This is a genomic window from Rhodoferax sp. (genome assembly GCF_028689295.1).
In the GTDB taxonomy this organism is placed as follows: domain Bacteria; phylum Pseudomonadota; class Gammaproteobacteria; order Burkholderiales; family Burkholderiaceae_C; genus Rhodoferax.
This window is the reverse complement of the sequence record NZ_JAQTWL010000010.1, coordinates 87,420-110,033: the sequence shown is the minus strand read 5'-3', so window position 1 is coordinate 110,033 and position 22,614 is coordinate 87,420. Positions and strand designations below refer to the sequence as shown.

General features: G+C 60.7%; 25 protein-coding genes and 1 tRNA gene. 16 read left to right on the top strand and 10 right to left on the bottom strand.

Features of this window, described 5'->3' with window-relative positions; genetic code table 11:
* Nucleotides 1-4: 4 nt before the first annotated feature.
* The 8 genes from PHF15_RS10505 to PHF15_RS10470 all read left to right on the top strand — a co-directional run bounded on the left by PHF15_RS10505 (nt 5) and on the right by PHF15_RS10470 (nt 6,144).
* Nucleotides 5-1,741, top strand: a complete 1,737-nt coding sequence (locus PHF15_RS10505) for a tetratricopeptide repeat protein (protein WP_300120957.1) — start codon at nt 5-7, stop codon at nt 1,739-1,741.
* Nucleotides 1,738-2,262 (top strand): lipoprotein insertase outer membrane protein LolB, encoded by a 525-nt coding sequence (locus PHF15_RS10500; protein WP_300120955.1) that lies wholly within the window; start codon nt 1,738-1,740, stop codon nt 2,260-2,262. Before PHF15_RS10505 ends, PHF15_RS10500 begins: the two co-directional genes overlap by 4 nt.
* On the top strand, nt 2,246-3,082 hold the full coding sequence (gene ispE, locus PHF15_RS10495) for a 4-(cytidine 5'-diphospho)-2-C-methyl-D-erythritol kinase (protein ID WP_300120953.1): 837 nt from the start codon (nt 2,246-2,248) through the stop codon (nt 3,080-3,082). The genes PHF15_RS10500 and ispE overlap by 17 nt, the downstream gene beginning before the upstream one ends.
* A 36-nt stretch (nt 3,083-3,118) precedes the next feature.
* A tRNA-Gln gene (locus PHF15_RS10490) sits at nt 3,119-3,195 on the top strand.
* Between the two features lie 57 nt (nt 3,196-3,252).
* Complete coding sequence (locus tag PHF15_RS10485; RefSeq protein WP_300120951.1) at nt 3,253-4,230, top strand: ribose-phosphate pyrophosphokinase; 978 nt, start codon at nt 3,253-3,255, stop codon at nt 4,228-4,230.
* A gap of 93 nt (nt 4,231-4,323) precedes the next feature.
* Complete coding sequence (locus tag PHF15_RS10480; protein WP_300120949.1) at nt 4,324-4,989, top strand: 50S ribosomal protein L25/general stress protein Ctc; 666 nt, start codon at nt 4,324-4,326, stop codon at nt 4,987-4,989.
* A gap of 75 nt (nt 4,990-5,064) precedes the next feature.
* On the top strand, nt 5,065-5,703 hold the full coding sequence (gene pth / locus PHF15_RS10475; protein ID WP_300120947.1) for an aminoacyl-tRNA hydrolase: 639 nt from the start codon (nt 5,065-5,067) through the stop codon (nt 5,701-5,703).
* A 45-nt stretch (nt 5,704-5,748) separates the two neighbouring features.
* Entirely contained in the window at nt 5,749-6,144 is a 396-nt protein-coding gene (locus tag PHF15_RS10470; RefSeq protein ID WP_300120945.1) for a hypothetical protein, read from the top strand.
* A 44-nt stretch (nt 6,145-6,188) separates the two neighbouring features.
* Here PHF15_RS10470 and PHF15_RS10465 read toward each other — a convergent pair whose 3' ends face one another.
* Genes PHF15_RS10465 through PHF15_RS10440 form a run of 6 tightly spaced genes read right to left on the bottom strand, consistent with a single transcriptional unit; the run spans nt 6,189 to nt 11,034 of the window.
* Nucleotides 6,189-6,458: a YfhL family 4Fe-4S dicluster ferredoxin gene (locus tag PHF15_RS10465; protein WP_300120943.1), complete on the bottom strand. Its 270-nt coding sequence runs from the start codon at nt 6,456-6,458 to the stop codon at nt 6,189-6,191.
* Between the two features lie 48 nt (nt 6,459-6,506).
* Entirely contained in the window at nt 6,507-6,962 is a 456-nt protein-coding gene (locus tag PHF15_RS10460; protein ID WP_300120941.1) for a universal stress protein, read from the bottom strand.
* A 17-nt stretch (nt 6,963-6,979) separates the two neighbouring features.
* Nucleotides 6,980-7,486, bottom strand: a complete 507-nt coding sequence (coaD, locus tag PHF15_RS10455; RefSeq protein WP_300120939.1) for a pantetheine-phosphate adenylyltransferase — start codon at nt 7,484-7,486, stop codon at nt 6,980-6,982.
* Between the two features lie 36 nt (nt 7,487-7,522).
* Nucleotides 7,523-8,155 (bottom strand): 16S rRNA (guanine(966)-N(2))-methyltransferase RsmD, encoded by a 633-nt coding sequence (rsmD, locus tag PHF15_RS10450; protein WP_300120937.1) that lies wholly within the window; start codon nt 8,153-8,155, stop codon nt 7,523-7,525.
* A 31-nt stretch (nt 8,156-8,186) separates the two neighbouring features.
* Nucleotides 8,187-9,572 (bottom strand): pitrilysin family protein, encoded by a 1,386-nt coding sequence (locus PHF15_RS10445; RefSeq protein WP_300120936.1) that lies wholly within the window; start codon nt 9,570-9,572, stop codon nt 8,187-8,189.
* 22 nt (nt 9,573-9,594) lie between these two features.
* The gene (locus PHF15_RS10440) at nt 9,595-11,034 is read right to left on the bottom strand and encodes a pitrilysin family protein (protein ID WP_300120934.1); all 1,440 of its coding nucleotides are present in this window, start codon (nt 11,032-11,034) and stop codon (nt 9,595-9,597) included.
* Nucleotides 11,035-11,063: 29 nt separating this feature from the next.
* Here PHF15_RS10440 and PHF15_RS10435 point away from each other — a divergent pair, with 29 nt between their 5' ends.
* The 7 genes from PHF15_RS10435 (at nt 11,064) to PHF15_RS10405 (ending at nt 16,690) form a co-directional block, all read left to right on the top strand.
* The gene (locus tag PHF15_RS10435) at nt 11,064-12,185 is read left to right on the top strand and encodes a signal recognition particle receptor subunit alpha (RefSeq protein ID WP_300120932.1); all 1,122 of its coding nucleotides are present in this window, start codon (nt 11,064-11,066) and stop codon (nt 12,183-12,185) included.
* Between the two features lie 34 nt (nt 12,186-12,219).
* On the top strand, nt 12,220-12,900 hold the full coding sequence (locus tag PHF15_RS10430; RefSeq protein ID WP_300120931.1) for an alpha/beta fold hydrolase: 681 nt from the start codon (nt 12,220-12,222) through the stop codon (nt 12,898-12,900).
* Between the two features lie 129 nt (nt 12,901-13,029).
* Complete coding sequence (locus PHF15_RS10425; RefSeq protein ID WP_300120929.1) at nt 13,030-14,244, top strand: type II secretion system F family protein; 1,215 nt, start codon at nt 13,030-13,032, stop codon at nt 14,242-14,244.
* Nucleotides 14,244-15,086 (top strand): A24 family peptidase, encoded by an 843-nt coding sequence (locus tag PHF15_RS10420; RefSeq protein WP_300120927.1) that lies wholly within the window; start codon nt 14,244-14,246, stop codon nt 15,084-15,086. The genes PHF15_RS10425 and PHF15_RS10420 overlap by 1 nt, the downstream gene beginning before the upstream one ends.
* A 4-nt stretch (nt 15,087-15,090) precedes the next feature.
* On the top strand, nt 15,091-15,717 hold the full coding sequence (gene coaE / locus PHF15_RS10415; RefSeq protein ID WP_300120926.1) for a dephospho-CoA kinase: 627 nt from the start codon (nt 15,091-15,093) through the stop codon (nt 15,715-15,717).
* 17 nt (nt 15,718-15,734) lie between these two features.
* The gene (zapD, locus tag PHF15_RS10410; protein WP_300120925.1) at nt 15,735-16,490 is read left to right on the top strand and encodes a cell division protein ZapD; all 756 of its coding nucleotides are present in this window, start codon (nt 15,735-15,737) and stop codon (nt 16,488-16,490) included.
* Nucleotides 16,487-16,690: a DNA gyrase inhibitor YacG gene (locus PHF15_RS10405; RefSeq protein WP_300120924.1), complete on the top strand. Its 204-nt coding sequence runs from the start codon at nt 16,487-16,489 to the stop codon at nt 16,688-16,690. Before zapD ends, PHF15_RS10405 begins: the two co-directional genes overlap by 4 nt.
* On the opposite strand, the gene PHF15_RS10400 is transcribed toward PHF15_RS10405, so the two are convergent.
* The 4 genes from PHF15_RS10400 to secA are packed head-to-tail and all read right to left on the bottom strand — an operon-like array spanning nt 16,687 to nt 22,010.
* Complete coding sequence (locus tag PHF15_RS10400) at nt 16,687-17,151, bottom strand: NUDIX domain-containing protein (RefSeq protein WP_300120923.1); 465 nt, start codon at nt 17,149-17,151, stop codon at nt 16,687-16,689. The two genes, PHF15_RS10405 and PHF15_RS10400, sit on opposite strands and share 4 nt — an antisense overlap.
* Nucleotides 17,148-18,026, bottom strand: coding sequence for an ATP-binding protein (locus tag PHF15_RS10395; RefSeq protein ID WP_300120921.1), 879 nt, complete (start codon nt 18,024-18,026; stop codon nt 17,148-17,150). Before PHF15_RS10395 ends, PHF15_RS10400 begins: the two co-directional genes overlap by 4 nt.
* A complete protein-coding gene (gene argJ, locus PHF15_RS10390) occupies nt 18,023-19,252 on the bottom strand; it encodes a bifunctional glutamate N-acetyltransferase/amino-acid acetyltransferase ArgJ (RefSeq protein WP_300120919.1) in 1,230 nt (409 codons plus the stop codon). Before argJ ends, PHF15_RS10395 begins: the two co-directional genes overlap by 4 nt.
* Nucleotides 19,253-19,265: 13 nt before the next feature.
* On the bottom strand, nt 19,266-22,010 hold the full coding sequence (gene secA, locus PHF15_RS10385; RefSeq protein ID WP_300120917.1) for a preprotein translocase subunit SecA: 2,745 nt from the start codon (nt 22,008-22,010) through the stop codon (nt 19,266-19,268).
* 239 nt (nt 22,011-22,249) lie between these two features.
* Between secA and PHF15_RS10380 the strand changes: the two genes are divergently transcribed.
* A complete protein-coding gene (locus PHF15_RS10380; RefSeq protein WP_300120915.1) occupies nt 22,250-22,567 on the top strand; it encodes a hypothetical protein in 318 nt (105 codons plus the stop codon).
* Nucleotides 22,568-22,614: the final 47 nt, after the last annotated feature.

The following is a 22,614-nucleotide window of genomic DNA, read 5'->3' as shown; positions in this document are numbered from 1 at the left end:
CCACATGCGTCAACACCTCCGCCTACTCTTGCCCCTGCTGCTGGCTTGCAGCCACAGCGTCCAGGCCCAACCGGCAATTCCGCCCGAAACTCCTGCCCAAAGTTCCGCACTCGACAGTGCGCTCTTTTACCAATTGCTGCTCGGCGAACTCAACGCCCAGGCGCAGGAGCCCGCCGCTGCTTTTTCCTTGCTGCTGGATGCCGCGCGTCAAACTGGCGATGAAGCACTTTTCAGGCGATCGGTGCAAATTGCGCTACGAGCGCGCTCGGGTGACTCCGCACTCCAGTCTGCCAAAGCCTGGCAGGAAACCATTCCTGCCTCCCTGGACGCCAGCCGCTATGTCCTCCAGATTCTGTTGAACCTGAATCGACTGGCGGAAACCCAGGAGCCGCTCAAACGCTTGCTGACGCTGACGCCCAAGGCCGAGCGTGTGGACACGATCTGGGCAATTCCTTCTCTTTACGAGCGCGCCAGCGACAAGCAACTGGCGGTCTCGGTGGTGCAAAAAGCCCTGGCCTCCATGCTGACTGATCCTGCCCTGGGTGCCACGGCCTGGGCGACGCTGGGCCGCATGTGGGTCAACGCCGGCGACCTGGAGACAGCTTTGCATGCCGCCGAAAAAGGGCAAACCTTTCATGTTCACCAGGATCACCCGGCCTGGTTGGCCCTGACGCTGATGCGGGCCAATGTGGCCAAGGCCGAAGACCTGGTCAAAAACCATCTGGCAAACGCCCCCAGCACTGATTTTCGAATGGCTTACGCGCAAACCCTGCTGCTGTCCAAACGCAGCGCCGAGGCCAACGCCGTACTGCGCAACATCAACCAGCAGCAGCCCGACTATGCCCCGGCCTGGTTGATGCAGGGGGCGATGCATCTGCAAATGCGCCAGTGGGAAAGCGCAGAAAGCCATTTTTTACACTACCTTGAGTTGATGAAAGTGCCGGCACAGGCGTACACAGGCACACAGACACCCCGGGGCCTGTCGCAGGCCTACTTGTCGCTGGCGCAAATTGCAGTGCAACGCAAAGACCTGCAGCAAGCCCAGGTCTGGCTGCAACGCGTCGATCACCCGGACGACCTGTTGGCGGCACAACTCAAGCGCGCCGGTCTGATGGCCAAGCAGGGCATGATTGAGGAAGCGCTGACACTGATCCACAGTCTGCCGGAACAATCGCATGCGGACATTCGACTCAAGCGCAGCACCGAAGTGGAAATTCTGCGCGACCAGAAGCTGTTCGCCCGTGCCCGCAGACTGCTCGAAGTGGCGCTGGCCGACCACCCGAACGATACCGATATCGTTTACGACCTGGCCATGCTGGCTGAAAAAATGGGAGATATTGCCGAGATGGAACGACTGCTGCGGCAGTCGATCGCCAGCAAACCAGATGATGCCCAAGCCTACAACGCCCTGGGCTATGCGCTGGCTGACCGCAATCTGCGCTTGCCCGAGGCCCGGCAGCTGATAGAGAAAGCGCTAACACTCTCACCCGGCGATCCTTTCATTGTCGACAGTCTGGCCTGGGTCGCGTTTCGCATGGGGCGGACCCAGGAGGCGCTTGATTTACTGCGCAGCGCTTACAGCCAACGGCCGGACACCGAAATTGCTGCCCATCTGGGCGAGGTGTTGTGGGTGAGCGGGCAACGCGATGAGGCGCTGCGAATCTGGCGCGAAGGCCTGGTTGCGAATCCCGACAACGAGACCTTGAGCGAAACACTGCAGCGGCTGCGCGTGAAACTGTGAACAAGCGCCTTGCATCACTGCTGTTGTGCCTGTTGACGCTTTATTTGACGGTTGGCTGCGCAGCTCCCATTACCAGCCCTGAAATCGCTCACATCCCGAGCTGGAATGGCCGCCTGGCGGTGCGCGTGGAAGCCACTGAATCGCTCGCATCCCAGGCGTTTTCGTCAACTTTTGAGCTGCAAGGCCAGCCGCAACAAGGGCAATTGCACTTTTACACGCCACTGGGCAGCACCGTGGCGGCCATTGCCTGGTCGCCCGAACGAGCACAAATGCAGACCGGCAATGACATCCAGTATTTCAGCACCATCGACGTTTTGATCGCTCGCGTGCTGGGCACACCCGTTCCGGTGTCGGCTCTGTTTGCCTGGCTGGCAGGCGACCGGGCAAGCATGGACGGCTGGCAGGTGGATCAGTCGCAATTCGACAGTGGCAGAATTACGGCGCGACGCATCAGTCCCGCGCCCCAGGCTGAAATTCGCGTCATCCTCGAACCCAGACCGCTTGATGAAATCCCTCTTTGACGTCCCGGCTCCAGCCAAGCTCAACCTGTTTTTGCACATCGTTGGCCGCCGGGCCGACGGCTACCATTTGCTGGAATCGGTGTTCATGCTGATCGACTGGTGCGACACACTGAACTTCGACCTGCGGGCCGACGGTGCCATCAGCCGCGAAGACCTGACCACGCCGCTGCCCGCCGACGACTTGATCGTGCGCGCCGCCCGCGCCTTGCAAGCCCTCAGCGGCACACCGCACGGCGTTCACATCGGCATTGCCAAACACATTCCGGAGCAGGCCGGGCTGGGCGGCGGCTCGTCTGATGCGGCCTCGACCCTGCTGGCGCTCAACCGTTTATGGGGGCTCGGGCTGAGCCTGGCGCAACTCCAGCAAGTCGGCCTGCAACTGGGAGCCGACGTGCCCTTCTTTCTCAATGGCCATAACGCGTGGGTGAGCGGCATTGGCGAGCAGATCACGCCCATCACGCTGCCACCCGCCAGTTTTGTGGTGGTGAAACCCCGCGATGGACTGCAAACCGGGCGAATTTTTTCACATCCAGCCTTAAAAATAGATACCAAAACCGCTACAATCTTGGACTTCGCTGCAGACGCATTTGACTTTGGTCACAACGACTTGCAGCCTGTTGCTGAGCTACTTTGCCCCTCTGTCACGCAGGCACTTGCCTGGTGCAGCGAGCGTGGGTTGAATGGCAGGATGACAGGTTCCGGAAGCGCAGTGTTCGCCCGGATCGAGGGAGATTTTGAAATTGGCCATGAGGCTGGTTTTCTGATCAAAGAATGCCGGAATTTGGCAGCTCATCCACTTCAGGGTTGGGTTGCACAATGAGTTATCGGTTGAGCATGTCTCATGCTCAACCCGTGTAGGGGAGTCGCCAAGCTGGTTAAGGCACTGGATTTTGATTCCAGCATGCGAAGGTTCGAATCCTTCCTCCCCTGCCAAAATTTACACATGTCCAAATGTGACATGCAATTAGCGATTCATAAGTTGGGATTTCCATGCACGCCGATCAAACCCCTGATTTCATGGTTTTTACAGGCAATGCCAATCCCGTCCTGGCCAATGACATTGCGCATTACCTCCATATCAACCTTGGCGATGCAGAGGTAGGTCGCTTCTCGGACGGCGAAGTCACCGTCGAGATCAAACAAAACGTGCGTGCCCGTGACGTCTTTGTGGTGCAAAGCACCTGCGCCCCCACCAACGAAAACCTGATGGAACTGCTGATCATGGTGGATGCCCTAAAACGGGCCTCCGCCGAGCGCATCAGCGCCGTCATTCCCTACTTTGGCTATGCCCGACAAGACCGCCGTCCGCGCTCCAGCCGGGTGCCAATTTCAGCCAAGGTGGTGGCCAACATGCTGCAAGCCGTGGGCGTGGCCCGGGTCTTGACCATGGACCTGCATGCCGATCAGATCCAGGGCTTCTTTGACATTCCGGTGGACAACATCTACGCCTCACCCGTGCTGCTCGGTGACTTGCGGCAAAAAAACTACGACGACCTGATCGTGGTGTCGCCCGACGTCGGCGGTGTGGTGCGCGCCAGGGCGCTGGCCAAACAACTGAACTGTGATTTGGCCATCATCGACAAGCGCCGCCCCAAGGCCAACGTCAGCGAAGTGATGCACGTGATCGGCGAAATCGAAGGCCGCAACTGCGTCATCATGGACGACATGATCGACACAGCAGGTACCTTGGTCAAAGCCGCTGAAGTGCTGAAAGAGCGTGGCGCCAAAAAAGTCTACGCCTATTGCACGCATCCCATTTTTTCAGGCCCGGCCATAGAACGCATCACCAATGGCGCTGTGCTCGATGAAGTGGTCGTGACCAACACCATTCCCTTGTCGCCCGCCGCACTGGCATGCCCCAAGATTCGCCAGCTCAATGTAGCTCCGCTCATTGGCGAGACGATCCAGCGCATTGCCAAGGGCAAGTCGGTGATGAGTTTTTTTTCTGATCAGGAAAATCTTTTTTGATCGGATTTCAAGTCGCCGGTGTCGCCGTCAAAGGTGCCCGGTTTTTTCAATCAGGGTCCCACTGGTCGCGGTGAGCCCTTTCAGGAGTCAGTTATGAAATTTACCGCTTATGAGCGTTCCAAGCAGGGTACGGGTGCGAGCCGCCGTCTCCGCATCGCCGGCCGCACGCCGGCCATTGTCTATGGCGGGGCCACGCCCCCGCAAGTGGTTGAAATCGATCACAACGCCCTGTGGCACGCGCTGAAAAAAGAAGCGTTTCACTCCAGCGTGTTGACCATGGAAATTGGCGACACCAGCAGCCCGGTCTTGTTGCGCGATGTCCAGGTTCATCCGTTCAAACAACTCATCTTGCACGTGGACTTTCAACGTGTGGATGCAACCACCAAACTGCACATGAAGGTGCCATTGCACTTCTTCGGCGACGAAAACTCGCCCGCCATCAAGACAGAAGGCTGCATTGCCAACCACGTGATCAGCGAAATTGACGTGCTGTGCCTGCCGGCCGACCTGCCCGAGTTCATCAAGGTTGACTTGAGCGGTCTGAAAAAGGGGGCCTCCCTGCACCTGGCTGAAATCAGCCTGCCCAAAGGCGTGTCTGTGGTCAAGCACGGCAGCGACAAAAACCCGGTCGTGGTTTCTGTGGTGGCCGTCGCCGGCGCCGAGCCAGTCGCTGCCGTTGCCGAACCGGCTGCTGAAGCTGCTGCCAAGCCAGCCGCAAAGGCAACCGCCAAACCGGCAGAAAAAGCCAACAAGAAATAAGCCTTTCAGCGCCTATCCCAAAGGGCTCACCATGGTGAGCCCTTTTTTTGCCTGCCAATGCTCAATAATGCCGCCATGATCAGACTTTTTGTAGGCCTCGGCAATCCGGGGCCGGATTACGAACAAACCCGCCATAACGCAGGTTTTTGGTGGCTTGATGCGGTTGCGCGCGAGCTCAAGGTAAGTTTGATGCCTGATAAGAGTTACCACGGTCTGGTGGCGCGTACCAGCGTCCATGGTCAATCTGTCTGGCTGCTGGCGCCGCAGACTTTCATGAATCTGAGCGGCAAGTCGGTGGCCGCCTTGGCCAACTTTTTCAAGATCACCCCGCAGGAAATCCTGGTCGCCCACGACGATCTGGACATTACCCCGGGGGAGGCCAAACTCAAGTTGGGTGGCAGCCACGCTGGCCACAACGGGCTCCGCGACATTCATGCCCAACTAGGCAGCGACCAGTACTGGCGGCTGCGCCTGGGTATTGGCCATCCGGGCAACAAAGCGGACGTGCTGCACTGGGTGCTTAAGAAACCGTCGATTGACCACCGCATCGCCATCGATCAAGCGGTTGATCGCACCCTCAAAGCGCTGCCGTATTTCTTGTCGGGCGACCTGGAACAGGCCACGCGTCTGGTGCACACCAGCAAACCGCCCCGTCCCAACAAGCCAAAGCCGGACATTCCAGAAACTTCGACGCCTGCAGTCAGCGGCTCGTGATACCCTAGGTCATGCTCCACCCTGCAGGGAGCAAGGGGAATTCTGATGCGAAAACTGTGCTGGCAAGCTTTGTTACCAATCGCTGGCGTTGCTTTGGCGTGGCAGGTTCAATCCCAGACCATCTACCGTTGCGGCAGCGTCTTCAGCCAGATCCCCTGCCCGGGTGCCGTGTCCATGAATCTGAGCGATGCACGCCGGCCGGAGCAAAAGAAACAGACGGAGGCCGCTGCCATCAACGATGCCCGGCTCGCCAACATCATGGAGCAGGAACGACTGGCAGAAGAACAACGTCTGCTGGCAGGTAACCAGCCCTTGCCCCAAAATGCCGCAAGCGCCCCGATCAAGGCGCGAGCCAAGGCATCCAGCACCAGAAAAACCAAACGGTCGAAGCTCAAAGCCAAAAAATCGGTCGCCGCCACCTCAAAAAATGCCAGCCACTGAATACCGGATGTTTCAGAAGAAGTAAGCCGCCAACTGCGTCACGTTTAAACCGTTGGGTCGGGCGCCTTTTGCGCTTGCAGGCGCCGGTACTTCTGCCACAGGGTTTCCTGGTCTTCGACAAAATCCGGATTGACCGGAATACAGTTCACCGGGCACACCTGCACGCATTGAGGCTCGTCAAAATGGCCAACACATTCAGTGCATTTGAGCGGGTCGATTTCATAGATCTCCTGACCCATGAAAATGGCGTCATTGGGGCATTCCGGCTCGCACACGTCGCAGTTGATGCATTCGTCAGTGATCCAAAGGGCCATAAGCGCAATCAGGCAAAAGTAATAGTGCCCTGATCTTAAAAGTACGGCTTATTCCGTGTCGTCAGCATTGACTTGCTCTGTGCCCTTGACGATCATCACCGGCACAGCGGCCGCGTGCAGCACCTCGTTGGAGACCGAGCCAAGCAGCGCACTGCGCAGGGCGCTGGTCCCGCTGGCGCCCATCACCACCAGATCGCAACTGTAGTTTTCCAGGATATCCACCAGCGTGTGCGCCGGGTCGCCCGAGGCCACTTCCAGTTCGTACGCCAGACCCGCCGCATCGAGCAGCGCCTGTGCGGCTTGCAGGGTGTTGGTCCCGGCTGCCGCGCTGACCTGCTCGATCACCTGCGGGTCGTGCGCCACCATCAGTTCATACAGGCTGGCAGGCTCCTGCACATTGGCCAGCACCACGCTGGTCTGCAGGCCATCGGCGGCCATCCGAATGGCAAAGCGCACCGCTTCCAGGGCCACGGCCGAGCCATCAAAAGGCAAAAGGATCTTCATGTTTTTTCTCCAGAAATTCAGGGATTGACGCCAGCCAGGTGGCGCACTTTTTTCAGCAGCCGCTGGTTGACAGCGGGCGAAACAAATTTATCCACTTCACCGCCGAGCGTGGCAATTTCGCGCACAAAGGTGCTGGAAATAAACTGGTACTTGTCGCCAGGCGTCAAAAATACCGTTTCCACATCGGGCATCAGGCTGCGGTTCATGCCGGCCAACTGAAATTCGTAATCAAAGTCGGTCACGGCGCGCAAGCCGCGCACCATCGCCTTGGCCCCGCTCTTGACCACAAAGTCGCGCATCAAGCCGTCAAAACTTGCCACTTGCACGTTGGAGTAGGTCTTGACTGCCTCACGTGCCATGTCGATCCGGTCCGCCAGTGAAAACATGGCCTTCTTGTGGTGCCCGGCTGCCACCGCCACAATCACCTGCCCAAACAACTGGGCCGCACGACGCACCACATCTTCGTGGCCCAGCGTGATCGGATCAAAGGTACCCGGATAGACGACGATCAGATCATTGGACATGGCAAAGAGTGGGTTGCAGTTGACATCGTGCCATTATCAACCCGCTTGCGCTACGTCCATGCGCCTGAGCAGATGCGCATGCACCATGCCCGCCTTGAGGTAGCGATGCAGTTGTAAACCGAGTCCCTGCAGCTCGGCATCAAGCCAGCGCCTGGGGGCTTCCAGATAGACAAAGCCAGCCACTGCCAGCGCGGGCTCGGCCGCCTGCACGGCCGACTCGAACAGATTCGAGTCAAACGGTGGATCCAGCAAGACCAGCTCCAGGCTGCCGGGAGAGGCATGGCGCAGCGCTGCCACGGCATCGCCACGAATCACCTGCACCGCAGCGGCCATGAGCTGCTCCTGGACGCGTTTGAGTTGCGCCACCAGGGCGGCATCCTGCTCGACCAGCAACACCTGCGCCGCACCGCGCGAGGCCGCCTCGAAGCCCAGCGCGCCGGTGCCGGCAAAGGCATCCAGACAGCGCCAGCCGCTCAGGTCCTGGCCCAGCCAGTTGAACAGGGTTTCGCGCACCCGGTCCGGCGTCGGCCGCAAACCGGGTTTGTCGGCCACCTGCAACTTGGTCCGCTTGTACTGGCCGCCGATGATGCGCACTTCGTGGCTTTGCACGGCCCGCGGACGGGGCGGACGGGGCGGACGGGGCTTGGTGGTTGATGGGGTTCGCTTCATGCGCCGCATCTTACCTGCGGGGGCACGGGCATCACTGAGCGCTTGCCCCAGTTCCACCCAACACCACGGTGACCATCCTGTCGGGCTGCAGCTTGCGCTGGAAGGCTGCCTTGATGTCAGCCACAGTGAGCTTCTGCACGCGCTGCGTCCACCTGTCCAGATATTCCAGCGGCAAGTTGTTCCAGGCGATGTTGGCCACGTTGTCGAGCAGCTTGCGGTTGCTGTCCAGACGCAGGGCGAAGCCACCGATCAAATTGTCTTTGGCAGCCTGAAGCTCGGCCTCGGTCGGTCCGTCGGCGACAAAACGGGCCAGCACCTCGCGCGAGACTTGCAGCGCCTGATCAGCCTGGTCCGGGCGGGTTTGCAGACCAATGGTGAAGGCGCCTGCATGCAGGCCGGGCGCAAAGTAGCTGTAAACGCTGTAGCTCAGGCCTCGCTTTTCACGCACCTCGTTAGTCAGCCGCGAGACGAAACCACCGCCACCCAGAATGTAATTGCCGACCAGCAGGGCAAAAAAATCGGGGTCGTTGCGCTTGTAGCCGGGCTGGCCCAGCAGCACATGGGCTTGCGCCGAGTCGAACGCGATGCGCAGCTCGCTGGCCCGGGTCAGGGGCGCCACTTCAGCCACGGCGGGCAGCGCCGGGCAGTGCGCCTCCCCAGCAGGTGTTGTTTGCGAACCCGCCAGCCCGGCGAGCAATCTCGCCACCAACGCATCGGCTTGGGCACGCGTCAATGCCCCCACCAGCGTGACCTTGGCGCGGCACGGCAGAACCGATTGGCGATACAGCTCAGCCATGTGCGTCACCTCAATGCGCTTGAGACTGTCCTCGGTGGTGTCGTAACCGTAGGGGTGCACACCATACACTGCCTGGTCAAAAGCGCGCTGGGCCAGCGTGGCCGGACGCGTGTTGGCCTCCTTGATGGCGGCGCTCATGGTTTCGCGCTCGCGCTGCCAGATGTCTGCGGGAAAGGCCGGTTCAGCAAGTTGCCGCGCCGCCAGTTGTACCGCTTGGGCCAGCAAATCTGGGTAGGTGAGCGAGCGCAGGCCAAAGCTCATGCGGTCGCTGCTGGCGTGGCCGCCAAAGCTGGCACCCAGATCGGCCCACGCCTCGCCCAGCGCGTTCTCATCCAGCGCTGGCTCGCCCCGTGCCGGACTGGCCAGCACGCCCATGCCGCTCATGCTGGCCGTGACGCTGGCCAGGCCGGCTTGGCCAACCGGGTCGCGGCGTTTGCCGGCATCGAAGTCGAGTTGCACATCAACCATCGGAATGGCATGGCTTTGCAGCAAAAACACCTGGGCGCCGCTGGGCTGGGTCCAGTGTTCGATGGCAATGCCGGCCATTGACGCATGCATGAAAACAAGACTCGTGGCGACGATCGAAACCGCTTGCCAGACTATTTTTTTAAAACTGATCATGGGGTTTCATTCGGTGGCTGTTTCAATGCCGGGCGCCCGCTGCGGCGGTGCGCGGCTTGCGTTCTTTGTTCAGGGGCTGGGGCAGCAACCGGGCCACGGTCAACTGGTCGTCGCCAAAGTATTTGGCCGCTACCGCCTTGACCTGTTCCGCCGTCACGCTGCGCAGGCGCTCGATCAAACGCTCATGCGCATTGAGCGGCTGGCCCTGAACCCAACTTGCGCCCAGTTCACGCGCCTGGTTGAACACCGAGTCGAGCTTGTACACGGCGCTGGCCACCCACTGCGTCTTGACACGGTTCAGTTCTGCCTCGGACACGCCCTCGGTGGCAATGCGCGCCACCTGCTCGCGCAGCGCGGCTTCCACCTGTTCAGTGGTCTTGCCCTGGGCGGGCACCGCCGACAGCGTGAACAATTGCGGGCCGCGGCCCCACAGGCCGTTGTCGGACCCGGCGCTGTCGGCCACGCGGTTCGGCCCCTGGGTCAGGGCCCGCGCCAGGCGGGCGCCGCTGTAGCCGTCGAGCACCGCGGACAGCACAGTCAGGGCCAGCGCGTCGGCCTCGTCCGGCCCGCCCTCGAAGGACTGGAATGACGGCACTTTATAGGCCAGCGTCACCATGGCCTGCTCGGCCGGTGCCTTGAAAGCCATGCGTTTGATGCCGGTTTGCTCGGGCTCGACGCGTGGCTTGCGCTCAGGCAAGGCCCGGCTCGGGATGCCGCCATAGTATTTTTCAGCCAGGCGACGCACCTCGGCCACATCGACATCACCGGCCACCACCACCGCGGCATTGGCGGGCACGTACCAGCGCTGGTAAAAGGCGCGGGCATCCTCGGGCTTCAGGGCCTCGAGGTCGCTCATCCAGCCGACGATCGGGCGCCGATAAGGCGAGGCGACAAACACCGTGGCATTGAGGGCTTCATCCATTAGCGCCCTCGGGTTGTCCTCGGTGCGCATGCGGCGCTCCTCCTTGACCACTTCAAGCTCTTTTTTGAACTCTTCATCGGGCCACTGGTTATGGGCGAAGCGGTCGGCTTCGAGCTGCATCACGTCGGCCAGCTTGGCGGCCGGGATTTGCTGGTAGTAGCCGGTGTAGTCATGGCTGGTAAAGGCGTTGTCACGGCCACCCAGGGCAGCCACACGACGTGAGAACTCGCCCGCAGGCACGCTCGGCGTGCCCTTGAACAGCATGTGCTCAAGCACATGCGCCACGCCCGAAGTGCCATCGACCTCGTCCATCGAGCCCACGCGCAGCCACAGCATGTGCACCACCGTGGGCGCGCGCCAGTCAGGCCTGACGATCAGGCTCATGCCGTTGGCCAGCGTGAACTGCTGCGCCTGGCTGGAAGACGATTCAAACGCAGTTGGCGCCAGCGCGCTGGCAGATGTCAGGGTGGCCCAGACCAAGCAGGCCGCGCCCAAAAGGATCAAGTTTCTGGGCCTCAAAGTAGGTGCGTTGTGTTTCATAGAATGCAGTGACACCACGATCACACCAAATGTTCAGTTTTTTCAGAAAAAAATCCCCCGCTTCTGCCCCGGCCGTCACCCCGACGACGCCTGAAGCGCTGGCCCCGCCCCTGCCCGCCGACGTGTTACCAGCCAATGCCGTGCCGGAGCCGCCACCCTCGGCGGGTGACCAGGCGCCTGTGCCGACTCAGGCGAGGACATCCTGGATCGACAAACTCAAGACCGGTTTGCGCAAGACCGGCGCCAGCATTGCCACCGTCTTTACCGGCACGCAGATTGACGACGCGCTTTATGAAGACCTGGAAACCGCGCTGCTGATGGCCGACACCGGGGTAAAGGCCACCGAGCATTTGCTGCAAGACCTGAAACGCCGCGTCAAGGAGAGCAAGACCACCGACCCGGCGGCCGTCAAGGGGCTGTTGGTGGCGTCGCTCACCGACCTTCTGGCGCCCCTGCAAAAGCCGTTGGTGATCGGCCGCTTCAAGCCCACCGTGATTATGGTCGCGGGCGTCAATGGGGCTGGCAAAACCACCTCTATCGGCAAGCTCACCCGGCATCTGGCCGCCCGCCACGCCAGCGTGCTGCTGGCTGCCGCCGACACGTTCCGCGCGGCCGCGCGTGAACAACTCGGGGTGTGGGCCGACCGCACCGCTGTGGACATCATCAGCCAGGACGGCGGCGACCCGGCTGCCGTGGCCTTCGACGCCGTGAGCGCCGGCAAGGCGCGTGGCCGCGACGTGGTGCTGGTGGACACTGCCGGGCGCCTGCCGACCCAGTTGCACCTGATGCAGGAACTGGTCAAGATCAAGCGCGTGATTCAAAAAGCCGGGCCAGCCCAGGACAATGTGGGGATGGCCGTAGCTGCCGATGACCAGGATGCAACCAAGCTTGCCACGCCGCCTCATGAGGTGCTGTTGGTGATTGACGGCAACACTGGCCAGAACGCGCTCACGCAAGTCAAGGCTTTTGATGACGCGCTGGGTTTGACCGGCCTGATCGTGACCAAGCTCGACGGCACGGCCAAGGGCGGCGTGCTGGCGGCCATCGCGCGCGAGCGGCCGGTGCCCGTGTATTTCATCGGCGTAGGCGAAAAACTGGAAGACCTGGAGACTTTCAACGCTCGCGAATTTGCCCAGGCGCTGCTCTCATAGCTTGATCTTCTGCAACCCACCCCACCCGACCCACATGACCGCACTGCTACCCCACATCCAGATCGAAACCGCCCCCAACCCCAGTGTCGCCGTGATCTGGCTGCATGGCCTGGGCGCTGACGGCAACGACTTTGCCGCCCTGGTACCCGAGCTCGACCTGTCCGGCTGCCCTGCCATCCGCTTCATCTTCCCGCACGCCCCGAGCATGCCGGTCACGATCAACGGCGGATACGTCATGCCCGCCTGGTACGACATTCGTGGCGCGGACTTGACCAGTCGCCAGGATGAGGCAGGTATTCGCACCTCAGAGCGAGCCATCGTGGCGCTGATTGCGCGCGAAATCGCACGGGGCATCCCACCCAAAAACATCGTGCTGGCAGGTTTTTCCCAAGGCTGCGCCATGGCATTGCATACCGGACTGCGCTTTCCCCAGGCTTTGGCCGGCATCATGGCAATGTCAGGCTACCTGCCGCTGGCCGAGCACTTTGCCACCGAGCGCGCGCCAGCCAACGCCCACACACCCATATTCATGGCGCATGGCAACCAGGACCCGGTGGTGGACCCGGCGCGCGGCGCCGCCAGCCGCGACCTGCTGACCCGGCTGGGGTACCCGGTGGAATGGCACAGCTACCCGATGCCGCACAGCGTGCACCCGCATGAAGTGGCTGATATCGCCGTCTTTTTGACCCGGGTGTTGACCCCGGAAGTGGTCTGAAAGCAACCCCTGCGCCCGCTGGTTTGGTCAGCCAGCGCGAATTTGACTTGAATAAAGTGAAAATAGCGCTTGCTTCGCTGAAAGAAGTGCTTGCTGTCAGCAACAATTAACTCAACCTTTCAACATCCTATGGCAACCGAAAAAAAATCCATCAAGGAATTTGTCTTTGAGTGGGAAGGCAAGGACCGCAACGGCAAGCAGGTGCGCGGAGAGACACGCGCTGGAGGTGAAAACCAGGTTAAAGCCTCCTTGCGCCGCCAGGGCATCATGCCTACCAAAATCAAAAAAAGGCGCATGAGTGCTGGCCGCTCCATCAAACCCAAGGACATCGCCATATTTACGCGCCAGCTCGCCACCATGATGAAAGCGGGTGTGCCGCTGCTACAGGCTTTTGACATCGTAGGCCGTGGCAACCCCAATCCCAGCATGACCCGACTGCTCAACGACATCCGCAACGATGTCGAAACCGGAACCTCGCTGAGCGTGGCCTTTCGCAAGTACCCGCTGTACTTCGACAACCTTTACTGCAACCTGGTCGAGGCCGGCGAAGCCGCCGGTATCCTGGACCAATTGCTGGACCGGCTGGCGGTTTACATGGAAAAAACCGAGGCCATGAAATCCAAGATCAAATCGGCCCTGATGTACCCCATCTCGGTGCTGGTCGTGGCTTTTGTGGTGACTGCGGTGATCATGATTTTTGTCGTGCCGGCATTCAAGGAAGTGTTTTCCAATTTCGGCGCCGACCTGCCGGCGCCGACCCTGATGGTGATTGCCATCAGTGAAATTTTCGTGCAGTACTGGTGGCTTATTTTTGGCGGCATCGGTGGTGGTTTTTATTTCTTCATGCAGGCGTGGCGGCGCAGCAAAAAAATGCAGCTCGTGATGGACCGCATCATGCTGAAATTGCCCATATTCGGGACCTTGGTCGAAAAATCATGCATCGCTCGCTGGACGCGCACGCTGTCCACCATGTTTGCCGCCGGCGTGCCGCTGGTCGAAGCGCTGGACTCGGTGGGTGGCGCGTCCGGCAACTCGGTGTACGAATTGGCCACGGTCAAAATTCAGCAGGAAGTTTCCACCGGCACCGCGCTCACAGCGGCCATGACCAATACCAACCTGTTCCCGTCCATGGTGCTGCAAATGTCCGCCATTGGTGAAGAATCCGGCTCCATTGATCACATGCTGGGCAAGGCAGCCGACTTTTTCGAGTCGGAGGTGGACGACATGGTCGCTGGTATTTCGAGCCTGATGGAACCCATCATCATCGTGATCCTGGGCACCGTCATCGGCGGCATCGTGGTCGCCATGTACCTGCCCATCTTCAAGCTCGGACAGGTGGTCTGATGAGTGGCTCGCCAGGCATGGATGCCAGTCTGCTGGGTATTTTGGGGCTGCTGATCGGCAGTTTTCTCAACGTGGTCATTTACCGCTTACCGGTCATGCTCGAAGCCCAGTGGAAAGCCGAGTGCGCCGACCTGCAGGGTCAAACCCCGCCCGAGAGCGCCCCCTTCAATCTGGTGGTGCCGCGCTCGCGCTGTCAAAGTTGCTGCCATCAGCTCAGTTGGTATGAAAATATCCCGCTACTGAGCTACTTGGTACTGCGCGGGCGCTGCGGACATTGCAAGGTGGGCATCAGCCTGCGCTATCCCTTGGTTGAAGGGGTCACCGGGCTGCTGTTTTTTTGGTGTGGCTGGCAGTGGGGAATCAATGCCACCGGGCTGGCCTGGTGCGCCTTTTGTGCGGCCTTGCTGGCGCTCACCCTGATCGACTGGGACACCACGCTGTTGCCGGATGACTTGACGCTGCCGCTGCTGTGGGCCGGTCTGGCATGTGCCGCACTGAATCTGACCTCGATCGATCTGTCAGATGCCTTCTGGGGTGCCGTGGGCGGCTACCTGTCGCTCTGGCTGGTGTACTGGGCCTTCAAACTGGTGACCGGCAAGGAGGGCATGGGTTATGGTGACTTCAAGCTGTTTGCCGCTCTGGGTGCCTGGTTTGGCTGGCAAGCCCTCATTCCCATCATCCTGATGGCTTCGGTGATCGGCGCCGTGGTGGGCATCGCAATGAAGTTCTCCAGCAAGCTGCGCGAAGGCGGTTACGTCCCGTTTGGGCCCTTTTTGTCGATGGCCGGCATCACGGCCATGGTGCTCGGACCCAACGCCATCCTCAAGGCCGTCGGGTTATAAAAACGTGCAGGCACCGTTTCATGTCGGCCTGACCGGCGGCATTGGCAGCGGCAAAAGTACCGTGGCTGCCCTGCTGGCCCGGATTGGTGCAGCCGTGATCGATGCCGATGCCATTGCGCGCCAGCTCACCGCTCCCGAGGGTGCAGCCATGGCGGCCATTGCCCGGAATTTTGGCGCCGGCTTCCTCTCCGCCGACGGGGCGCTGAATCGCGACCGAATGCGCGCTCTGGCTTTCACCGATCCCGATGCCAGACAGCAACTCGAAGCCATCATCCACCCGCTGGTGGCCAAAGAAACCGGGCAACAGGCCAGCGCTGCCCGGGCAGCCGGTCATTGCTGTATCGTTTTCGATGTCCCCTTGCTGGTGGAGTCACTCACCTGGCGCCAAAAGGTGGACCATGTGCTGGTGGTGGACTGCCTGGCGGAAACCCAGATCGCGCGTGTCATGGCGCGCAATGCCATGACACGCCAGGTGGTCGAGGCCATCATGGTCAACCAGAGCAGCCGCTTGCGCCGCCTGAAGGCAGCCGACAGCGTGATCTTCAATGAGGGTGTGACGCTTGAGGATTTGAGCCTGGAAGTGGAGGCCCTGGCACCGCGCTTCCGGCTATCATTGCAGCTTACGACCTGACCGATTGAAGAATTAGCGTGATCCTTTACGAATTCCCTTTGCAAGAACGCATTCGCACCTATTTGCGGCTGGAGCATCTTTTCATCCACCTGCAACAATTGTTGCCGCGCGTCGATGCCATGGATCACCACTTTGCGCTGGCAACCCTGTTCGAGATTCTCGAAGTCAGCATGCGCTCCGACCTCAAATCCGATCTGCTGAAAGACCTGGACAAGCAAAAGCATATCCTTGACAGCTACCGCGGCAACCCGGCCATTGCCGAGTCAGTGCTCGATGACGTGGTCGGGCAAATCGACCAGTGCTTTGAAGCTCTGAACATCTTGCCCGGCAAAATTGGCCAGCCCTTGACCGAAAACGAATGGCTCATGGCCATTCGCAGCCGCATTGTCATCCCGGGTGGCACCTGCGGTTTTGACCTGCCCTCCTACCACGCATGGCAGCACAAGCCCAGTGCGGTCAGGCAGGCGCAATTGCATCAATGGTCCCTGACCCTTGCACCGCTGGCCGGCGCGGTGCACCTGTTGCTCAAATTATTGCGCGACTCCGGCGCACCGCAAAAGGTCATTGTCAACAGCGGGCAGTTGCAACAAAGCCTGCCGCAAGGACGCACCTTTTTATTGCTGCGTCTGGCGATCGATGAAGCACTGGAAATGGTGCCTGAAATCAGCGGCAACCGTCTGATGGTGTCGGTGCGGCTGATGCATCAAGGCGAAGACAATCGTCTGCAAGCCATCACCGAAGACGTCAGCCTGGAACTGGCCTTGTGCGCATGAGCCAGCCAGACCTTGAACCCGTCGCACCCACCAGAATAGTCACCTGTCCGGGGTGTGGCGGCATCAGCGTCTATGCCGCCAGCAACCGCTATCGCCCGTTCTGCTCGGAGCGCTGCAAACAGCTCGACCTGGGCGCATGGGCCAGCGAGCAGTTTGCCGTGCCCGCCGTGGAGCCCCCCGAAGATTTTTTGCCCGACTAAGCGCCGCGCTCCTGCGCCAGCCACTGCAGCACCGGCACCGTGCCGGGCAGCACCGGGCTGACCGACACCGGCAGGCGCTGCCAGGCAAACGACTGGGCCTCGCGCATTTGCAGTTCACCCGACCAAGCCCTTACCTTGCAGAAATGCAGGCGCACCAGAGCGTGCGGGTAGTCCACCAGTTCCTGCCGCCAGGCTTCAATGCGGTCAATGTGAATGCCCAGTTCTTCCTGCAACTCACGTTGCAGCGCCTGTTGCACCGACTCACCTGGCTCGAACTTGCCGCCCGGAAATTCCCAGTAACCGGCATAGACTTTGCCTGCCGGGCGCGATGTGAGCAAAAAATCACCATCGGGCCGGATCAGCACACCCACCGCCACATCCACCACAGCACGGTCGGCGCCACCCTGGCGCGGCTGGGCAGCATCAGCCACCAGCGGCATCGATGCCTCGCGTGCGCTCATTCGGCCATCGCGTGCTGACCGGCGTAGTCACGGGCGAACTGGTAAGCCACGCGGCCGCTGCGCGAACCGCGCTCCAGTGCCCACACCAGTGCTTGCGCCCGCGCGGCCTCAATGGCGGTAGTCGACACGCCGAAGGACGCCAGCCACTGGGCCACGATGGTCAGGTACTCGTCTTGTGAGAACGGGTAAAAACTCACCCACAGGCCGAAGCGCTCGGACAGCGAAATCTTTTCTTCCACAACCTCGCCCGGATGCACTTCACCGTCGGCGGAGTGGGTGTAGCTCAGGTTTTCCTTCATGTATTCGGGCAGCAAATGACGCCGGTTGCTGGTGGCGTAAATCAGCACATTGGCGGTGGTGGCGGCCACCGAGCCGTCCAGGATCGACTTGAGCGCCTTGTAGCCGGGCTCGCCCTCGTCAAAGCTCAGGTCGTCGCAAAACACGATGAACTTGAAGGGCTGCTCCGACACCAGATCGACGATGTCGGGCAGGTCGGTCAGATCAGCCTTGTCCACCTCGATCAGGCGCAGGCCCTGCGCGGCAAATTCATTCAGGCAGGCGCGAATCAACGACGATTTGCCGGTGCCGCGCGCGCCGGTCAGCAGCACATTATTGGCCGGTTGTCCGTTGACAAATTGCAGCGTGTTGCGACGGATTTTTTCCTTTTGCGGTTCGATTTCCTTCAGGTCGGCCAAGGCCATGGCGCCGATATGGCGCACCGGCTCCAGCGTGGCCCGGCCGGAGCTGCGCTTGCGGTAACGAAAGGCGCTCGACGCGTTCCAGTCGGGTGCCTTAAGCGGCTGTGGCAAGACCGATTCGATGCGGGTGATAAGTTGCTCGGCACGCAACAGCAAATGCTCGAAACTGGCATTCATGAGCGGTAATCGGCGTTGATCGACACATAGTCGTGGCTCAGGTCGCAAGTCCACACGGTATCTACCGCGTCGCCCCGACCCAAGCCCACGCGCACCGTGATCTCGGCCTGCTTCATGACACGCTGGCCGTCTTCCTCGCGGTAGTCGGGGTTGCGGCCGCCCTTGAGCGCCACCGGCACCTCGTCCAGGTACAAGTCGATGCCAGTTTGGTCCAGGTCGGTAATGCCGGCATAACCCACGGCGGCCAGAATCCGACCGAGGTTGGGGTCACTGGCAAAAAATGCGGTTTTGACCAAGGGCGAATGCGCAATCGCATAAGCCACCTGGCGGCACTCGGCCCGGGTCTTGCCGCCTTCGACCTGGATGGTGATGAACTTGGTGGCGCCCTCGCCGTCGCGCACGATGGCCTGCGCCAATTGGCGCGCCACGCCCAGCATGGCGGCCTTGAGCGCCTGGCCAGCGGGGCTAGTCAGCGAGGTGATCGGCGCGTGCGCCGCCCGGTTGCTGGCAATCACTACAAAAGAGTCGTTGGTCGAGGTATCGCCATCGACAGTGACGCGGTTGAACGAGCCCTCGGCCAGCTCGGTGGCCAATTGCTTCATCAGGCTTGGGCTGACGCAGGCATCGGTCGCCATGAAACCCAGCATGGTCGCCATATTGGGGCGTATCATGCCGGCCCCCTTGCTGATACCAGTGATGCTCACGAGCGTGCCGTCAAGCATCAGTTGCGCACCAAAGGCCTTGGGCACGGTGTCGGTGGTCATGATGGCCTCGGCCGCGCGCAGCCAGTTATCCACTTTGGCATCGGCCAGCGCCGCGTCCAGCCCGGCTTCGATGCGTTCAATCGGCAGGGTTTCCATGATGACCCCGGTCGAAAACGGCAGCACCTGCTGCTTGATCAAGGCCAGCCGGTCGGCCAGGGCCTGACAAGTGCTGGACGCCCGCGCCAGCCCGTCATCACCAGTGCCGGCATTGGCGTTGCCGGTATTAATCAGCATGGCGCGAATGCCTTGGCCTGCTGCCAAGTGTTCCCGACAAAGCTGTACCGGCGCGGCACAAAAGCGGTTTTGCGTGAAAACGCCAGCCACCGAAGCGCCGTCGTCGATCAGCACAACGGTCAGGTCTTTGCGGTTGGCCTTGCGGATACCGGCCTCGGTGACACCGATGCGCACGCCGGCAATTGGAAACAATTCAGCAGGGTTGGGGGGAGCCAGGTGAACGGACATGGCAGATACTTTCTCAGGCCAGTTTGCCGTGGCACTGCTTGTATTTTTTGCCGCTGCCGCAGGGGCAGGGTTCGTTGCGTCCCACGCGCGGCACAACAACCGGCATGGTCGTTTCGTCCACCTTGATTTGCACCTCGCCGGTCTCGGTGGGCGCGGTGTAGGTGACGTTGCTGATGCGCTCGGCCCGGTTTTCCAGCTCGACGGCAGCGGCGGCCGCATCTTCGTTGGACTGGATGCGCACCGTCATCAGAATCTTGGTGACTTCGTTCTTGACGGCATCGAGCATCTGACCGAAGAGCTCGAATGCTTCACGCTTGTACTCCTGCTTGGGTTGCTTCTGGGCGTAACCGCGCAAGTGGATGCCCTGGCGCAGGTAGTCCAGCGAACTCAGGTGGTCGCGCCAGTTGCTGTCGATGGTTTGCAGCAGCACCATGCGCTCGAACTGGGTGAAGTTCTCATTGCCCACCAAAGTCACTTTTTCGTCAAACACGGTGTTCGCATGGTTGCGCACGGTGTCCAGAATGTCGTGGTCCGTGATGGCGCTTGCTGCGTTCACCTGATGCTGCAGCGGCAAAGTGAGCTGCCACTCATCGGAAAGCACGCGTTCCAGCGCCGGCAAGTCCCACTGCTCTTCCACCGACTCCACCGGCACATACTGGCGCACCACGTCTTCAAAGCAACCTTCGCGCAGCGACTGGATTTGCGCCGACAGGTCGGTCGCGTCCAGAATCTCGTTGCGCTGTTGGTAGATCACTTTGCGCTGGTCGTTGGCCACGTCGTCGTATTCAAGCAATTGCTTGCGCATGTCGAAGTTGCGCGCCTCCACCTTGCGCTGGGCGCTCTCGATGGAGCGCGTCACCATCCCCGCTTCGATGGCTTCGCCTTCTGGCATCTTGAGCTTGTCCATGATCGCCTTGACGCGCTCACCGGCAAAGATGCGCATCAGCGCGTCGTCCAGGCTAAGGTAAAAGCGCGACGACCCGGGGTCGCCCTGGCGCCCCGAGCGGCCGCGCAGCTGGTTGTCGATGCGGCGCGACTCATGACGCTCGGTGGCGATGATGCGCAGGCCACCCAGCGAAGTCACCAGTTCGTGGTCCTTGGCCCATTGGGCGTTCAAGGCGTCGATCTGCTGCTGCTTCTGCGCGGCATCGAGCGATTCATCCGCCTCGATCGCCTCGATGGTTTTGCTGATGTTGCCGCCCAGCACGATGTCGGTGCCGCGGCCCGCCATGTTGGTGGCGATGGTGATCATCTTGGCGCGGCCCGCCTGCGCCACGATATCGGCTTCGCGGGCGTGCTGCTTGGCATTGAGCACTTGGTGCGGCAGCTTTGCCTTTTCCAGCAACTCGGCAATCACCTCGGAATTTTCGATCGAGGTGGTGCCCACCAGCACCGGTTGACCGCGCTCATAACATTCGCGGATATCCCTGATGGCTGCGTCGTATTTTTCTTTGGTGGTCTTATAGACGCGATCGAGCTGGTCATCGCGGCGGCTGGGCTTGTTGGGCGGCATCACCACCGTCTCGAGACCGTAAATTTCCTGGAACTCGTAGGCCTCGGTATCGGCGGTGCCGGTCATGCCGGCCAGCTTCCCATAGAGCCGGAAGTAGTTCTGGAACGTGATCGACGCCAAGGTCTGGTTTTCGGGCTGGATCGCCACGCCTTCCTTGGCTTCCACCGCCTGGTGCAGGCCTTCGCTCCAGCGCCGCCCGCTCATCAGGCGCCCGGTGAACTCGTCCACGATCACCACCTCGCCAGCCTGCACCACGTAATGCTGGTCACGCAGGTACAGGTGGTTGGCCCGCAGTGCCGCGTACAGATGGTGCATCAGCGTGATGTTGGCGGGGTCGTACAGGCTGGCGCCTTCGGCCAGCAGGCCCATCTCGAACAGGATGCGCTCGGCGTTTTCGTGGCCGCGCTCGGTCAGAAATACCTGACGGGTTTTTTCATCGAGCGTGAAGTCGCCCACCTTGGTGATGCCTTCGCCGGTGTGCGGGTCGGCCTCGCCTTCCTGCTTTTCCAGTTGCGGCACGATGCGGTTGATGGCCACATACAAATCGGTCTGGTCCTCGGCCTGGCCGCTGATGATGAGCGGCGTGCGCGCCTCGTCGATCAAAATCGAGTCCACCTCATCGACGATGGCGTAGTTCAGGCCGCGCTGCACCCGGTCGCCGGCCTCATGAACCATGTTGTCGCGCAGGTAGTCGAAGCCGTATTCGTTGTTGGTGCCGTAGGTGATGTCGGAACGGTAGGCGGCCTGTTTTTCTTCGCGCGACATGTTGGGCAGGTTGATGCCCACCGACAAGCCCAAAAAATTGTACAGCCGGCCCATCCATTGCGCATCGCGATTGGCCAGGTAGTCGTTGACCGTGACCACGTGCACCCCGTTGCCGCTCAGGGCGTTCAGATAAACGGGCAAGGTGGCGGTCAGGGTTTTGCCCTCGCCGGTGCCCATTTCGGAAATCTTGCCGTTGTGCAAGGACATGCCGCCGAGCAATTGCACATCGAACGGGCGCATTTTCATGACGCGTTTGGAGCCCTCGCGCACCACGGCAAAGGCTTCGGGCAGCAAGGCATCGAGCGATTCTCCCTTGGCCAACCGGTCTTTGAAAGCCTCGGTTTTGGCCCGCAAGTCGTCATCCGAGAGTTTCTCGAAGCCGGCTTCCAAGGCATTGATTTTGGCTACCGTGTTGCGGTATTTTTTGATCAGGCGGTCATTGCGACTGCCGAAAATTTTGGTGAGGAAGTTGGTGGCCATGAATACGCGGCGCGCAGTGCCAACCTTTGGGGTCAACCTGCAACGCAATCCTTTTTTACAATCTGACTGAAATGGGGACGGTGCAACCGAAGTCAAGCTTAGGACAACACCAACAAACACGCTGATTTTACCCGTGTACGGGCCACGCACACCAAGCGCCTGTCTGATCCACTGGCGGCTGTTTTGGCCACCCAGTCATCCTTGATAATCATTGGCATCTCTCATCACCCCCTGTCAACATGAATCGACGCCAGCCATCTGTTACCTTGCTGCAAGCCAGCCAGAACAACACCAGCCTGGCCAAACTGATGGAGCTGAACCGCGCCTCCAAGGCGCGCCTGGACGCAATTTTCCCCCTGATCCCCGACACACTCCGTCCAAACGTCACCGCTGGCCCACTTGACGAAGGGGTCTGGTGCCTGCTGCTGACCAACACCACCACGGCCGCCAAACTGCGCCAGCTTGTTCCCGCTTTCGAATCGCAGCTGCGGGTCAAAGGGCTTGACGTCAAAAGCATCCGGCTCAAAATCAGCGGCTCCAGCCGCCCGGGCCGGTAATCGCAGTCAGTTGCCAAAGATACCCAAGTTTCAAAGCAAAAAACTCA